At 67.5% G+C, this 15,061-nt stretch carries 11 protein-coding genes; 5 read left to right on the forward strand and 6 right to left on the reverse strand.

The features are described from left to right. Nucleotides 1–17: 17 nt before the first annotated feature. Nucleotides 18–2,162: an OmpL47-type beta-barrel domain-containing protein gene (locus tag ACH492_RS03470; RefSeq protein WP_398983291.1), complete on the reverse strand. Its 2,145-nt coding sequence runs from the start codon at nt 2,160–2,162 to the stop codon at nt 18–20. Between the two features lie 56 nt (nt 2,163–2,218). Then, nucleotides 2,219–4,702, reverse strand: a complete 2,484-nt coding sequence (locus ACH492_RS03475; RefSeq protein ID WP_398982269.1) for a ThuA domain-containing protein — start codon at nt 4,700–4,702, stop codon at nt 2,219–2,221. A gap of 197 nt (nt 4,703–4,899) precedes the next feature. Here ACH492_RS03475 and ACH492_RS03480 point away from each other — a divergent pair, with 197 nt between their 5' ends. Then, nucleotides 4,900–5,895, forward strand: a complete 996-nt coding sequence (locus ACH492_RS03480; RefSeq protein WP_398982271.1) for a multicopper oxidase domain-containing protein — start codon at nt 4,900–4,902, stop codon at nt 5,893–5,895. Nucleotides 5,896–5,970: 75 nt separating this feature from the next. Here the strand turns inward: ACH492_RS03480 and ACH492_RS03485 are convergent, their stop codons facing one another. The 3 genes from ACH492_RS03485 to ACH492_RS03495 form a co-directional block, all read right to left on the reverse strand. Further along, nucleotides 5,971–7,152: an acyltransferase family protein gene (locus ACH492_RS03485; RefSeq protein WP_398982273.1), complete on the reverse strand. Its 1,182-nt coding sequence runs from the start codon at nt 7,150–7,152 to the stop codon at nt 5,971–5,973. A 144-nt stretch (nt 7,153–7,296) separates the two neighbouring features. Beyond that, the gene (gene rfbB, locus ACH492_RS03490) at nt 7,297–8,280 is read right to left on the reverse strand and encodes a dTDP-glucose 4,6-dehydratase (RefSeq protein WP_398982275.1); all 984 of its coding nucleotides are present in this window, start codon (nt 8,278–8,280) and stop codon (nt 7,297–7,299) included. A gap of 99 nt (nt 8,281–8,379) precedes the next feature. After that, nucleotides 8,380–9,597 (reverse strand): methyltransferase domain-containing protein, encoded by a 1,218-nt coding sequence (locus ACH492_RS03495; RefSeq protein ID WP_398982277.1) that lies wholly within the window; start codon nt 9,595–9,597, stop codon nt 8,380–8,382. Nucleotides 9,598–9,762: 165 nt separating this feature from the next. Between ACH492_RS03495 and rfbA the strand changes: the two genes are divergently transcribed. Then, complete coding sequence (gene rfbA / locus ACH492_RS03500; RefSeq protein WP_398982279.1) at nt 9,763–10,641, forward strand: glucose-1-phosphate thymidylyltransferase RfbA; 879 nt, start codon at nt 9,763–9,765, stop codon at nt 10,639–10,641. Between the two features lie 115 nt (nt 10,642–10,756). Here the strand turns inward: rfbA and ACH492_RS03505 are convergent, their stop codons facing one another. Further along, nucleotides 10,757–11,854, reverse strand: a complete 1,098-nt coding sequence (locus tag ACH492_RS03505; protein ID WP_398982281.1) for a winged helix DNA-binding domain-containing protein — start codon at nt 11,852–11,854, stop codon at nt 10,757–10,759. A gap of 282 nt (nt 11,855–12,136) precedes the next feature. On the opposite strand from ACH492_RS03505, the gene ACH492_RS03510 reads away from it, so the two are divergent. From ACH492_RS03510 to ACH492_RS03520, 3 genes are all read left to right on the forward strand, one after another. After that, nucleotides 12,137–12,754 (forward strand): dTDP-4-dehydrorhamnose 3,5-epimerase family protein, encoded by a 618-nt coding sequence (locus ACH492_RS03510; RefSeq protein WP_398982283.1) that lies wholly within the window; start codon nt 12,137–12,139, stop codon nt 12,752–12,754. An 88-nt stretch (nt 12,755–12,842) separates the two neighbouring features. After that, on the forward strand, nt 12,843–13,994 hold the full coding sequence (locus ACH492_RS03515) for a nucleotide disphospho-sugar-binding domain-containing protein (protein ID WP_398982284.1): 1,152 nt from the start codon (nt 12,843–12,845) through the stop codon (nt 13,992–13,994). Between the two features lie 61 nt (nt 13,995–14,055). Next, nucleotides 14,056–15,033, forward strand: coding sequence for an NAD-dependent epimerase/dehydratase family protein (locus tag ACH492_RS03520; protein ID WP_398982286.1), 978 nt, complete (start codon nt 14,056–14,058; stop codon nt 15,031–15,033). The last annotated feature ends 28 nt before the right edge of the window (nt 15,034–15,061 follow it).

Below are 15,061 nucleotides of genomic sequence, written 5' to 3' on the forward strand. Positions count from 1 at the left end.
ACCGGCAAGGTCCGGTGCTAAAGCTCCTTGACCCGGATGTCGCGGTACGAGATCACATCCGTCGTGCCGTGGACCTGGAGTCCGATGTAGCCGGAGGCGTACCGCCGGCCGTCCGTGCCTGGATCGTCGCCGCGCGGCGGGACGAACTCCTGGCCGCCGGTGTTGTCGAACTCATTGATCAGGACGCCGTTGCGGTAGACCGAGTAGTGCTGGTCGACCACCCGGATCTCGTAGTCGTTCCAGGTGCCCTTGGGCGTCACACCCGCACCGCCCAGTCCCACCCGGTCGAAACCGTAGATCGAGCCGGTCTTGTACATGTCGCCGTCCGGCCGGTCCAGAACCTGCACCTCGTGGCCGTACTTGATGGCGACCCACTCCGGACGCGGCTCCTCCGGGTTGTTGTGGACGTACGGGAAGCGCACAAAGACACCGCTGTTGGCGTTGCCGGAGCCCGGCGCGTCGTCCCGCCACTGGAGCTTCAGCGAGAAGTCCCCGTACTGCCGCTGCGGGAACCACAGCATGCCCAGGCCACCCTTGGTGGTGCCGCTGGTCATCGAACCGTCGGCGCCCAGACCGAACGAACCGCCGCCCACATGCTGCCACTTGCCGAAGGACGCCTGCGTACCGTCGAACAGATGGCGGTAGCCGGTGTTCTGGCCCGGCTTGCCGATGCCCGACTGCTTGGCCGCCCGGTAGATCGTCCTGTGCTCCCGCTGGTCGATGACGCCGTCCGCGAGGAGTTTGTCGAGCACCTTGTCCACGTGCTTGAGGAACAGCGCGTGCGAGGACCAGTCCTTCTCGTCCTCGATCAGCTCGTTGATGGTGCAGCGGCTGCGCGTGATGCGGTTGGGCACACCCGTGTCGACCGTGCCGACGATCACCGTCAACCGTTCGTCGAACTCCGGGCAGTTGGGCGCCGGAACCCCGCCGCCCTCCGCGATCGTGAACGACACCTTCTGAGCCTCGGATGTGTTGCCCGCCTTGTCGGTCGCCCGGTGCAGCACGGTGTGGAAGCCCACCCGGTCGACGATGACGGGAGAGGTGTACGTGAGGTACGGGCCGCCGTCGAGGGAGTACTCGACCTTGTCGACCCCCGAGGCCGCGTCGGTCGCGGTGAGCGTCACCTTGGCGCTGGTGATGTACGCGCCGTCGGAGTTCTTCTCACCGCTCACCGCGGCCGAGGTCACCGGCGGGGTCTTGTCCTCGGCGGGCGGCGTGACGACCGTGAAGTCCACGGCCTTCTCCGCGGCCGCGTTCCCGGCCTTGTCGGCCGCCTTGTAGCGGACCTTGTGCGTGCCCGCCTCGTGCACCATCACCGGGGCGGTGTACGGCTGCCAGGCGCCGGCCGCACCGATCGCGTACTCAATGCTGTTGACACCCGAGCCGGTGTCGGACGCGGTCACGGTGACGGTGGCCATCCCCAGATACTGACCCTGCTCATTCTTCTCGCCGCTGACCGTCGCCGAGGTCTCCGGCGGCGTCTTGTCGTCGGTCGGCGGGGCGACGACCGCGAAGTCGACCGCCTTCTCCGCGGCGACGTTCCCCGCCTTGTCACTGGCTCGGTAGCGGACCTTGTGCGTGCCGACCTCGTTGACCACGACCGGCGCGGTGTACGGGTGCCAGGGGCCGTCAGCCCCGACCGCGTACTCGATCTTGTCCACGCCCGATCCCGCGTCGGTCGCCGACACGGTCACGGTGGCCTGGCCGACGTATGCGCCCTCGGCGTTCTTGTCGCCGTCGACCTTCGCGGCCGTGTCGGGCGCGGTGGTGTCCTCGCCGCCGCCTTCGGTGACGTTCAGGATCCCCTGCATGGAGCCGTGGCCGGGGATGGTGCAGTGGAAGCGGTACCGGCCGGGGGCCAGCGTGACCTCGGCGGTGTGCCTGCCGCCCTGGTCGTCACCGGGATTGGCGAGGATGTTCAGAGGTACGTCGTTGTTGTACTCGGGATCTGAGACGTCGAAGGTCAGCGTGTGCGGCATACCGGTGGTGTTACCGGTCGCCTTGCTGTTCTCGAACACGATCGTCGTCCTGCCCGCCACCGCGGTGGTGGGGAAGGAGAGATAGCGGTCGGTCGGATCGCCGGCCGTCCAGGTGAGGACCTGGTCGGCGACCCGGTCGTCGCTCTGGCCGTACGCGACCGCGGACGTCAGCCCCAGGACCATCGTCACGGCGGCCAGCAGGGCCGTCCAGAAGCTCGCCGTTCTGTGTCTCAGGTGTCTCACTGTGCTGCCTTCCGTGCCAGCTTGTCGGCGGACGGCGTGGGCTCGCCGCCCTTGTACGTCACGTGCCACAGCGCCGACCTGGAGTCGGAGGTGAAGAATCCGCGCCCGTAGTCCAGGACGTAGAGCGAGCCGTCCGGCGCGAACTTCCAGTCCATGAGGTTGCGAATGCCGCTTGCCCCCACCGGGATGATCTTCTTCAGGGATTCGGCGTGCACCGGGATGCCGCCCTTGCCCACGGTCTTCGGGTCGGTCAGCACCGCGTGCCGCGGCTGGTCGCCGTCGTAGAAGTCACCGACGAACCACTTGCCGTCCCAGTACGAAGGCCACTTGTCCTTGCTGGTGCCGGCTGCGTCGTAGCGGTAGACCGGACCGTTCATGGTCGCCTGGCCGCCGCCCTTGAGCCACGGCATCAGGATCTTCTGCTCCTCCACTTTGTAGCTCGGGATGCCGTTGGCGTCGCGCGGATAGTCCACTCCGCCGCCCTGCGGCGAGTACCAGATGGTGTTGGAGGTGATCGGCGGGAGATTCACAAGGCCGTCGTTGTTGGGCGACTCGTTCTTCGGGGCGTCGCAGTTGTACCAGCCGAGCGGCTTGCTCGGATCGGGCAGATTGCGGTCGCGGTAGGGCTGCTTGTTGCCCATGCAGTACGGCCAGCCGTGGTTGCCCGGCCTGGTGATGGCGGCGAAGGTGTCGTACTTCGCCGGACCCCAGGTCGTCGACGGCGCGCCGGCGTCCGGGCCGACCCAGCCCGCGTAGAGGATGTCCGTCGACTTGTCGATGAAGATACGCGCCGGGTTGCGCACGCCCATCACATAGATCTCGCCGCGAGTCTTGCCGCCGCCCTCGCCCGGTTCCTGACCCGTGAAGAGGTTGCCTGCCGGGAGCGTGTACGTTCCGTCGTCCTCGGGGTGGATCCGCAGGATCTTGCCGTTGAGGTTGTTGGTGTTGCCCGCGGTGCGGCGGGCGTCCGCGAAGGACACGCCCTTGAAGTTCGGCTCCGGGTTGTTGCCGGAGTAACCGCCGCTGAAACCGGAGGAGTTGTTGTCACCGGTGGCGATGTAGAGATTCTGCTGCGAGTCCCAGGCCATACCGCCGCCCGCGTGGCAGCAACTGTGGATCTGCACCGGCCACTTGAGCAGTACCTTCTCGCTCGCCAGGTCCAGCTTGTCGGTGGCCAGGTCGAGCGTGAAGCGGGAGACACGACGCTCGGCCATATGCGTGTCACGGTTGATCCTGGAGTGCGGTGTGTAGTGCAGATACACCCAGCCGTTGGTCATGAAGCCGGGATCCAGCTCGATGCCGAGCAGGCCCTCCTCGACCTTGATCAGCTCATCGCCGCCGCCCTTGTTGCCGAAGATCGTGAGGGCTCCGGCGAGGGTGACCTTCTTGGTCTTCGGGTCGTAGACGTGGATCTTGCCCTGGCCCTTGCCCATGTCGGGGTTGTTCCAGTCGGTCACGACGGGCTTGCTGGAGTCGGCGCCGCCGCGCCCGATGTAGAGCACCCGGCCGTCGGGGGCGGTGACCAGGCCGTGCGGCTCGCCGATCTGGTCGTTCTGCCCCGGCTGGTTGGGCTGGGTGACGCGCTCGGCGGTGTAGTTGGCGTTGATGGTGGCCTTGCAGTCGGCGCGCGAGAGACGGGTGGTCCAGGTGAGCGCGCCGCGCAGATGGTCGCGGAAGTCGGTCTCGGCGAAGCTGTCGACCGTACCGCCCATGCCGGTGTAGAAGGAGCGGCCGCCGTCGTAGTCACGGCACCAGGAGACGGGATGATCCCAGCCGTTGGCGCCGGCGCCGGGCTTGTACGAGTTCTCCTTGACGCGGGCCACGGTGTGCACGCTGCCGGACGGGCTGGCCGCCCAGTTGAACCACTTGTCGGGCCGCTTCCACTGGAGCGGAAGCGACTTGGTGGCCGGATGCTGACGGTCGCCGACCTCGACCGTCGCGCGCTGGACCGCGCTCGGGGCGCCGGTCGGCCGGGCGCCGATCAGCCCGGTGAACCAGTCGGAGTACGGCTCGGTGCGCGCCGCGTCATGGATGCCCAGGAAACCTCCGCCGGCCTCCAGATACGTCTCGAGCCCGGCCTCCTGCTCCGGGTCGAGCACATCGCCGCCGCCCGTCAGGAAGACGATCGCGTTGTACCTGCCGAGCTTGGTGGCATTGGTGAACACGGAGGCGTCGTCGGTGGCTTCGGTCTTGAACCGGCCTGCTGCCGGACCGGTCTGCCCGATGGTCTCGATCGCCGCGATGCCCGCGTTGACGGTCGGCGGCTCCTCGGTGGCGGAGGCGTGGAAGACGAGGACCCGTACATTCTGGCCGCCAGGAGGCGACGGCAGGGACAACGTTGTCGAAGGCGGTTCCGGATAGGGCCTGGCCGCGGCGACATCGCCGCCGCCGAGCAGGGACACGGTCAGTGCGCCGACCCCAAGGGCCGCCGCCAGTCCGCTTCTTCGGGATCTCGACCTGTGATGTGGTGCGCGCTGCATGTGGTCACGTACCCCTCTTTGGTCACAACAACAGCCTTGGAAACTAGACCCCTTTTCGCGGTTCGCCAATAGGTAAGACCGCAATGGCACGAACTTTGTCCTGGGTGTGGATAAACGAAGATCCCCCGGCTACCGTGTGCTCGTCTCCGGGGTCACTTGCGCCCCGTCAATCTCCGTACAGAACTGGGGAGTTCGGCATGGACAGACGGAGCTTCAACCGGCGACTGCTCGCGGGGAGCGCGGTCGCGGCGACGGGTGTGACATCGTTGTCGCTGGCATCGGCCCCGAGCGCGACCGGCGCCGTGTCGGCGGCGGGCGCACCGAAGACTGCCCAGGCCGGCGGTCAGATACGCCATCTCAAGCTGTACGCGGAGAAGTTGCCGGACGGTCAGATGGGTTACGGCCTGGAGAAGGGCAAGGCGTCGATCCCCGGCCCGCCGATCGAACTGGTCGAAGGCGACACCCTGCACATCGAGTTCGAGAACGCGATGGATGTGCCGGTGAGCCTGCACGCCCACGGCGTGGACTACGACATCGCCAACGACGGCACCAAGCTGAGCAAGAGCCATGTCGAACCCGGCGCCACCCGGACGTACACCTGGCGCACCCACACTCCGGGCAAACGCGCGGACGGCACCTGGCGCGCGGGCAGCGCGGGCTACTGGCACTACCACGACCACGTGGTGGGCACGGACCACGGCACGGGAGGCATCCGCAAGGGCCTCTATGGCCCGGTGGTGGTCCGCAGGAAGGGTGACATCCTCCCGGACAAGCAGTTCACCATCGTCTTCAACGACATGACGATCAACAACAAGCCGGCGAACGCGAGCCCCAACTTCCGGGCCACGGTGGGGGATCGAGTCGAGATCATCATGATCACGCACGGCGAGTACTACCACACGTTCCATATGCACGGTCACCGCTGGGCGGACAACAGAACGGGCCTGCTGGACGGACCGGCCGACGTCAGCCGCGTGATCGACAACAAGATCACGGGCCCGGCGGACTCGTTCGGCTTCCAGATCATCGCGGGCGAGCACGTGGGTGCGGGGGCGTGGATGTATCACTGCCACGTCCAGAGTCACTCGGACATGGGGATGGCGGGGCTGTTTCTCGTGGCGAAGCCGGACGGGACGATTCCGGGGTACGAGCCGCATCATCCGGATCGCGCGGCGGCCGCCCACGACCACTAGTTCTCCAGTAGTACTCCAGCCGGAAATCGTTTGCCTGCTCTCGGCTCATCCGGATCGGCCGCCGCGCAGCTCCGGTCACCGGCCGACCCCCACGTCCGCCCGCGGCGAGGACCTTCCAGACGCGGCGGGTCGGCTCCAGCGGCGCACCGCGGGGCGCTCGACGAGCCGATAGAGCAACCACGCCAGGAGCAAGGTGATCACCACGGTCAGGCCCGCGTCGACCAAGGCCCGGGAGACCGTCGACTGGGCCGTCCAGCCGTCTGCCCCGGCCATGTCCATCGGGCCGTACAGAATGACCAGCCAGTGCACCATGTACAGGGCGAAGGAGATCTCGCCGAGGAAAATCATGGTCCGGTTGCGGAAGAGCGTACGGTGGCCTCGCACATCGGCGGTGGCGCCGGCGGCGATGAGCAGGGCGATGAAGAACGCAATCGCGGACGTCTGGCTGTACATCTCCGGCAGCAGCCCGGCGGTGACGACGAAGCTCGCCCCTGCCAGCAGTATGGCCGGGACGAGCGGTAGTCCGATCCAGCGCCCACTGAGCACGATCCGCGCCGTCAGCATCCCCAGCATGAATTCCAGCATCCTGCTGATGGGGAAATAGTAGGTGAACCACAATGGCCACCATGGCACGTCGGTGTTCGTCATCATCGGTGCTTCAGGCAGCAACAGCGCGGCGAACGGCAACGCGCAGATCAGTAGTGCGACACCGCCCATCCACAGCCACAGCCGCCCGGCACGGATCTTGTTCAGCAGCGGGAGCAGCGCGGGGAAAGCCAGGTAGAACAACAACTCGCAAGCGAGCGACCAGGTGGGGGCGTTGGAGGCGTAGTTGAGCACGACCTCCTGATCGGGAATCCAGCTCTGCACGAGGAACAGGGTGGGGACGGTGTTGGCCGTCGTCACCGCGTGGCCGGTGATGAGCATCAAAGCCAGGGCAGCGCCCAGGGTGACCAGGTGGTTCGGATATATCTTCACCAGGCGGCGGCGCCAGAAGAGCCTGCCGGTGTCACCGGGCCGCGCCGCCCAGGTCAGCACAAATCCGCTGAGGACGAAGAAGAAGACCACTCCGGTGGGCCCCATCGCGTAGAAGTAGGGCTCGGTCCAGCTGAGCCAGGGCTTCTGCACGCGAGGTACCAGGACGATCCCTATATGGCAGATCAGCACCATGAAGGCGGCTATGAATCGCATCCCGGTGAGCGAGCGCAGCCTGGATGACGATGTGTCGGGCACTACGGGGACGGACGGTGCCGACATGGCGCCTCCATGGGTTTTGCGTCGAGAGAATGACCATGCACCGGGCAGGACCCGGCATATCGCGAAAATGGAGCGGCCCGCTCGAGAAAAGCTCGCGGGCGCCTGAGGTGCGGGTGGCTGAAACCTGTGCCCCGGCGCTCCGGGTCAGGTCAGTACCGCGTCGGCGAGGAGCGGTTCCCACCAGAACCGGTTGGTCCTGTACCAGGTAACCGTCTCGGCCAGGCCGGTCGTGAGGTCGACCGTGGGGTGGTAGCCGAGTTCCTCGGTGATCCGGGTGTGGTCCACGCAGTAGCGGCGGTCGTGGCCTTTGCGGTCCTCGACGTACCGGATCTGGTCCCAGTCCGCGTCGCAGGCGCGCACGATCAGGTCGACCAGGTCCCGGTTGGACATCAGGGTGCCGCCGCCGATGTTGTAGGCCTCGCCGGCGCGGCCCCGGGTTCTGACCAGCTCGACGGCGCGGACGTGGTCCTCCACATGCAGCCAGTCCCTGATGTTGCCGCCGTCGCCGTACAGCGGGGCCTCCCGGCCGTCCAGCAGCCGGGTGACGAACAGCGGGATCAGTTTCTCCGGGAACTGGTACGGGCCGTAGTTGTTGGAGCACCGGGTGACACGGACATCCAGGCCATGGGTCCGGTGCTGGGACAGGGCGAGCATGTCCCCGGCCGCCTTGGAGGCCGCGTAGGGGGTGTTCGGCTGAAGTGGGGAGCTCTCGGTCCAGGATCCGCTCTCGATGGAGCCGTAGACCTCGTCGGTGGAGATGTACAGGAAAGGACCGACTTCATGGCGCAGGGCGGCGTCGAGCAGATTCTGCGTCCCCGCCACGTTGGTCCGTACGAAGCCGGCCGCGTCACGTATGGACCGGTCGACGTGGGACTCGGCCGCGAAGTGCACCACCTGGTCGTGATCGGCCATCAGCCCGTCGACCAGCTTCACATCACAGATGTCTCCCTGTACGAACGTGAGGCCGGGATGGCCCGCGACCGGGGCGAGATTGGCCCGGTTGCCCGCGTACGTCAGGGCGTCCAGGACGGTGACGGTCACATCCCCCGGTCCGCCGGGGCCCAGCAGGGTGCGCACGTAATGGGAGCCGATGAAGCCCGCTCCGCCCGTGACGAGCACTCTGGTCATGGCAGCATCACGCTTTCGTGAGGTGTTCCGCGATGGGCGGGCTGTGCCGGATCGTGTTCCGCCGCGGCCGACGGCCGCGACTGAACACCGGGCTGCTGATCAGATGGCACGTACGTCCGGGACGTAGAGAATCCACTTGCCGCCTTGCTCACGGAAAGCCTTCTCCCGCGCGATGATCTCCTCCGCGTGGTTCCACGCGAAGAGGAGGACGTATTCGGGATACGGGGCGGAGAACTCCTCGAGCGGCCTGATGGGAATGTGCGTACCCGGTGAGAGCCGTCCCTGCTTCGCGGCGGTCGAGTCGAAGATCGCAGGTACGAGATCGGGGCCGATACCGCAGTAGTTCGTGACGGTCGCGCTCTTCGCCGTCGCCCCGTAGGCAGCGACGGTGTGCCCCGCCTCGCGCAGCTGGTGCAGAAGCGTCGTCAGGTCCTCGCAGTTCCGCTTCACCTGCATGCCGAACCGTTCGAGGATTGTGGTGTCGGTGAGCTGGCGCTTTTGCTCATCGGCGATCAGTTCCGCGACGGCGGCGCTCGGCTCGCGGCGTCCCTGACGGGCGATGGTGTAGCGCACTTCACCGCCGTGGACCGGGAGACGCTCGACATCGACGAGATCGAATCCGAACCGCCGGGCCGTCGCCCGTACCGACGACGCGGAGAACAGATAGAAATGCTCGTCGTAGATCTGGTCGAAGCTGGCGCGTTCCACGATGTCGCCGAGGTACGGGTCCTCGAACACGAAAACACCGTCGGGCGCGAGAAGCGCGTCGATTCCGCGGAACACCGAGTCCACATAGGGAATGTGGCAGATCGTGTTCGCCGCGTAGATGACGTCGGCCGGCCCTTCTGCGGCCTTGATCTCGGTGGCCGTGGACTCCTGGAAGAAGTCGAAGCGTACGCGGATGCCCTTGGCGGCGGCCAGTTCGACGACGTCACGAGAGGGGTCGACGCCCAGGTGGCGGATGCCGCTGTCGGCGATGGTCTTGAGCATGACGCCGTCGTTGCAACCGATTTCGACCACGAAGGGATCGCTGCCGCGGCATTCCGTCTCCATCAGCCGGCGGGCGGTCGTGGTGAAATGCTCGCGCATCACCGAGGACATCGACGAGTGGTACGGATAGTCCTCGCGGAACATGCGCTCCCGCGGTACCTCCTCCATGAGCTGCACCATGGTGCATTCGTTGCAGACGCCGACCGCGAGGCGGTAGAAGAATTCCTCAGAATCGTCCTGAGGCCAGCGGAATGCGTCGGACAGCGGTTGGCGGCCGAAGTCGAAGAACTCTGTCACTGGGCCTCGGCAGGCACGGCAAGTCGTCATGTTCGCACGCTATGGACGTCTCCTCGAACGGAGCTAGACGGGCACTTGAGATAGCGGCGGGCGGCACCTCCGCGTATTCGAGCCGGTGTTGAGACAGGCTCGAATACGGCCTGGCTTAGTTGCCAACGCGCAGGCCCATTGGATTCGGAGAGTGGGAGTGACCCGGTGAAGGGGATCATACTGGCGGGTGGATCCGGAACTCGGCTCCGGCCGCTGACACTTGCAGTCTCCAAACAGTTGCTGCCCGTCGGCGACAAGCCCATGATCTACTATCCGCTCAGTGTGCTCATGCTCACCGGCATCAGAGACATATTGATCATTTCCACGCCGGTCGACCTTCCGCAGTTCGAGCGACTGCTGGGCGACGGTTCCCAGTTGGGGCTGCGGATCGAGTACAGCGCGCAGGCCCAGCCCAACGGGCTGCCGGAAGCCTTCATCATCGGTGCCGATCACATCGGTGACGACTCGGTCGCCCTTATCCTTGGCGACAACATCTTTCACGGCCATCACTTCTATTCCGTCCTCTCGGAGTACAGCCGGGACGTGAACGGATGTGTCCTCTTCGGCTATCCGGTGCAGGATCCGGAACGATACGGCGTGGGAGAGGTCGGACCCGACGGGAAGCTGGTGTCCATCGAGGAGAAGCCGGCGAAGCCGCGTTCCAACACCGCGATCACCGGGCTCTACTTCTACGACAACGCCGTGGTGGACGTGGCCAAGAACCTGAAGCCCTCCGCCCGCGGTGAGCTCGAGATCACCGATGTGAACCGCTGGTATGTGGAGCGGGGCACGGCCCGGCTCGTGAACCTCGGCCGGGGCTTCGCATGGCTGGACACCGGCACCCCCGCTTCCCTGCTGCAGGCCGGACAGTACGTCGGCACGCTGGAGGAGCGGCAGGGCGTACGCATCGCCTGCGTGGAAGAGGTCGCCCTGCGCATGGGCTACATCGACACCGAGGACTGCTACCGGCTCGGAGCCCAGCTCGGCAAGTCGGGCTACGGCGAGTACGTCATGGCCATCGCACAGGAACTCGCCGCGGTCTGAGGCGCGGGCCGCCACGCCCCCGGTCGCCCACCGGGCGGATCCTGAGCGTGACGTGGCGGCCGTACGACCACCGGCTGCAGGGGGCTACGCAACTGTCGCTGTCCCCGCAGCCCGGTCAGGGCGTGTCGTTGACCGGGCGGTACCGGATGTCGTAGTGGTCGGCGTCCTCGGCGGCGAACCGCAGCAGGCGGGCGCCCTCATCGGTCACCGCCTCCTCCTCGTTCGCGCTCAGGGGCGAGAAGAGCTTCACGGTCAGGACCGCCGTGCCCTTGTCCCGCTTGATTCCCCACAGAGCGCGGACGAAGCCGTCCACGATCACCGCTGCCTCGACGATGATGTGCCTGCGCTGGGAGTCGGTCATCATCCGCGTCCGGTCGGCATGGCCGAGCACCACATTGTCCAGCGCGGCGAGGAAACGGACGGGCGCGGTCGTGTCCGGGTCGGGGCGCGGAGCCTCCGGGAGGTCGAACAGCTCCTCGCCCGCCTCTCCCTGGAACACGCGCAACTCCGGCCGCAGCGCCTCGACCACTTCGCGCAGCCGGGTCATGCCGCTCCACGCCTGGACGTCCTTCACCGTGGCAGGACCGAACCCCGCGAGGTAGCGCAGGACCAGCTCGCGGGGCGAGGGCTCGGCGGCCAGCGGGCGGCCGAGCCACTGGTCGGCAAGCAGGAACGGCGTCGTACCGCGTCGCCCCCACGTACCGTCCGGCGGCGGATGCACCACCGGCAGCAGTCCCTGCACCGACCTGGCCAGCGCGACCGGGTCTCGTCCTGGCCACCGCTCCACCAGGGCCCGGCCCAGCTCGGGCCTGGTGAGTGTGGAGTCGCCGAGCACCGTCCGTGCGGCGTCGGCGAGTTCGGTGAGGTCCAGCCCGGTGGTGAAGCTGCCGAAGCCGCCCTTCTGCCAGCGGTCCAGCATCGGCTGCAGCAGAGGCCGCAGCCACAGATAGTCCTCCGCCGTGACCAGGTGCTGGGTGCCGCGGAACAGTGTCGCCCGTACCACCATCCGCTCGTGCAGCAGCTTCGTCAGATCGTCGATGCGGAAGTCCGTGATCCTGCTCCACAGCCCGATGTATGGCGGGTCTGGGTCTTGTGCCTGCAGTCCGGCCAAGCGCTCGATCACGGCCGGAGCTGACAAGTCCGTACGCCGCAACAGCAGTTGACGTTCCAGCGTCGCCCGGTTGAGGCTCCGGCGGGTGAGTACTTCTGCCATGGTGTCCCTTCACCTGGACTTCCTGGGCATGACATCGACGGGGGTGAACAACGCCCCGCAAGTGGCCCAAGGTAGCCCTCACCGCGGTCAGATGCTGACCGCGATCGCCGGCGCAGTGCCGAGGCCTCCGCACACCGCCGACGGCTTGCAGCGGACCTGTAGCCAGGTTCGAGGTACCCGCCGCAAAGTCCAGTCGGACGACCCGGCCGCCGGCCCGCCGCCGGGCCGGAAGCACGACGATCGGCGCACGATCGTCGATGCTCGGCACAGGAGGGAAGAGAGTTGGAGTCGCGAGAACTCAAGGTCGCCGGTGCCCTGGCCTTCACCCCGCAGGTGTTCCAGGACTCCCGTGGCCTGTTCGTGTCGCCGTTCCAGGAGGAGGCGTTCGTCGAAGCGACGGGGCGGCCGCTCTTCGCAGTGTCCCAGACCAGCTACAGCAGATCGAGGCGCGGCGTCGTGCGCGGTGTGCATTTCACGCGTACCCCGCCCGGCATGGCGAAATATGTGTACTGCGCACAGGGGCAGGCCCTCGACATCGTGGTGGACATCAGGGTGGGCTCACCCACCTTCGGGCAGTGGGATGCCGTCATTCTCGATCCGGTGGATTTCCGCGCACTGTACTTCCCGGTCGGAGTGGGGCACGCCTTCGTTGCTCTGACGGACGACACGGTCATGTCCTACACGCTCTCCCGAAGCTACGTTGCGGAGAACGAGCTGGCGTTGTCCGTTTTCGACCCCGAGCTCAATCTGCCACTGCCCGACGGCATCCGCCCCCTCGTTTCCGATCGCGACCGAGTGGCCCCCTCGCTCGCGCAGGCCCGGGCAAGCGGACTGCTGCCGGACCATGCCCAGTGCATGGAGATCGAGCGGGCACTCGCGCCGCACCGCACCACTCCCTGACCACCACTCCCTGACCGCCAGGCCGCAACAGGCGTCAGACCCAGCCGGATTCGAGCGATATTCCGGCCCGTCTTCATAGCTTCTCGGCATGAAGATACTGGTGGCCACGGGTCCTGCCCACCCGCTGTACTACCCGATCGTCCCCCTCGCCTGGGCGCTGCGCGCGGCCGGCCACGAGGTGCTCGTTGCGGCTCCCGAGAGCTTCGAGGGGCCCGTCCGCGGTTCCGGCCTGCCCATGGCGCCCATCTGCGGGCCCCTCGACATGGGCGAGGTGATGTCGAAGGACCGGACGGGCGGACGGGTCCAGGTGCCCGACACCGACGAGGAGATGGCCGAGGGCATCGGCCGCGGCTTCGGCCGGCTGGCCGCGCGCACCCTCCAGGGTATGAGCGACCTCGTGGCGGGGTGGCGCCCCGACCTGATCGTCGCCGAGGCCTATTCGTACGCTGCCGCCGCGGCGGCAGCGGCGCTCCACGACATCCCCTGGGTGAAGCACGTTGTGGGCCCCGGCGATCTGCCGGTCGTGCCCTGGGTCGCCGCCGAGCTGGAGCCGGAGCTGAAGGAGCTGGGGCTCGCCGAGCTGCCGGCACCGGACCTGATCCTCGACAACTGTCCGCCCATGCTGGGTGATCCCACACCCGGCGCCCAGCCGATCAGGTACGTGTCGTACGGCGAGCCGGGCACCGTACCCGAGTGGGCCCTGCGGCCCCGCACCCGGCCCAGGCTGCTGATCACGCTGGGCTCCGTCCAGCCGCAGATCGGCGGCGCCCCGATGCTCGGGCAGATCGTGCGCTCGCTGGGGTCGCTGAACGCGGAACTGGTCGTCGCGGTGGCGGACCACCTCGTCGAACAGCTCGGGACCCTGCCGGATTCGGTCGTCGCCACCGGCTGGCTGTCGCTGACCTCCGTGCTTCCGGGCTGCGACGCGGCCGTCCACCACGGCGGGCCGGGGACCATGATGGCCTGCCTCTCCCAGGGGCTGCCCCAGGTGGTGGTCCCGGGACGCGGCAAGCCGCTCGACGCGATCCGGCGCCTCGCCGATCTGGGTGCGGTGCGCCATCTTCCGCCCGCGGAGCTGAGCCCCGAGTCGATGCTGGAAGCCGTCGGCGCTCTGCTGGACGAACCCGGCTACCGCAAGCAGGCACAGGGCGTTGCTGACCACATCGCGCGACAGCCGTCGCCCGGTGAGACGGTGTCGGTGCTCGTGGACCTGGTGACGAAGCGCCAGTCGGCCGCGTAGCCGGAGAACCGACGGCCGGGCAGGCACCGGGCCCCTGGCCCCGACGACGTGGAGAGGCAGGATGAGCACACAGGACGGGCCGAGCGGTCGGCAGCGGGTGGCGGTTCTCGGCGGCACCGGGTGGGTCGGGCGGCACATCTGTGCCGCCGCCTCCGCCCGGGGCCATGACATCGTCGTAGTGGCCCGCCACCCCGCTCCGCACGTCTCGGCCCATACCTTCGTTCCTCTCGACCTTGCGCACGCCACCACGGAGGAGATCACGGCCCTGCTGCGGGCCGAGCGGATCGGTGTGGTGGTCAACTCGACCGACGCGGCGAACGCGACGGACGGCTGGGCCAAGTCGGAACAGGACATGGCCACCGTCAATGTCGGCCTGGTGCGCCGACTGCTCGCGGGCATGTCCGCGCTGCCCTGGCGCTCCCGCATCGTGCACATCGGAACGATGCATGAGTACGGGGAGGTGGCCGAGGGCACCACCATGGACGAGACCATCACCCCGCGCCCTGGCACTCCGTACACCAAGACCAAGCTGGCCGGATCGCAGGCCGTGCTGGACGCCGTCCGGACCGGCCTGGTCGACGGCTTGGTCCTGCGGGCGGCGAACGTCAGCGGACCGCATCCTTCGCCGGCAAGCTTCCCCGGAAAGCTCGTCGGAATGCTGCGTCAGGCTGTCGCCTCCGGGCAGCGCATGCCGGTGGTCATCACCCAAGCCAGGCGGGACTTCGTGGACGTCCGCGATGTCGCGGAGGCGGTCGTCAAGGCCGTCGAGACGTCGGTGAGCGGCAGGGTGCTCAACATCGGCAGCGGCGTGGCCGTGGACATGCGCACGCTGGTGCGGCTGTTCGTCACCGCCGCCGGACATACCGCCGACATGATCGACGAAGAGATCCGGCACGTCCCGAGCCTCGGGGGCACCTGGACCCGGGCCGACATCCGGCTCGCCGGGCAACTGCTCGACTGGCAGCCCCGCATCGGACTCGAAGAGTCGCTCGGCACCATGTGGTCAACAGCGGCTGCCGGGGACCGTCTGGAAGCCTGAGACAGCACAGCGCCCGCGGCCATACGCA

The sequence above is a fragment of the Streptomyces sp. NPDC019443 genome, assembly GCF_044389785.1.
Lineage (GTDB): Bacteria > Actinomycetota > Actinomycetes > Streptomycetales > Streptomycetaceae > Streptomyces.

Bases quoted from the DNA above. Each gene is read 5' to 3' on its own strand.
- ACH492_RS03470 (WP_398983291.1), bottom strand. From the start codon at position 2,162: ATGGTCCTGGGGCTGACGTCCGCGGTCGCGTACGGCCAGAGCGACGAC.
- ACH492_RS03495 (WP_398982277.1), bottom strand. From the start codon at position 9,597: ATGACGACTTGCCGTGCCTGCCGAGGCCCAGTGACAGAGTTCTTCGAC.
- ACH492_RS03505 (WP_398982281.1), bottom strand. From the start codon at position 11,854: ATGGCAGAAGTACTCACCCGCCGGAGCCTCAACCGGGCGACGCTGGAA.
- ACH492_RS03475 (WP_398982269.1), bottom strand. From the start codon at position 4,702: ATGCAGCGCGCACCACATCACAGGTCGAGATCCCGAAGAAGCGGACTG.
- ACH492_RS03485 (WP_398982273.1), bottom strand. From the start codon at position 7,152: ATGTCGGCACCGTCCGTCCCCGTAGTGCCCGACACATCGTCATCCAGG.
- ACH492_RS03480 (WP_398982271.1), top strand. From the start codon at position 4,900: ATGGACAGACGGAGCTTCAACCGGCGACTGCTCGCGGGGAGCGCGGTC.
- ACH492_RS03520 (WP_398982286.1), top strand. From the start codon at position 14,056: ATGAGCACACAGGACGGGCCGAGCGGTCGGCAGCGGGTGGCGGTTCTC.
- rfbB (WP_398982275.1), bottom strand. From the start codon at position 8,280: ATGACCAGAGTGCTCGTCACGGGCGGAGCGGGCTTCATCGGCTCCCAT.
- ACH492_RS03515 (WP_398982284.1), top strand. From the start codon at position 12,843: ATGAAGATACTGGTGGCCACGGGTCCTGCCCACCCGCTGTACTACCCG.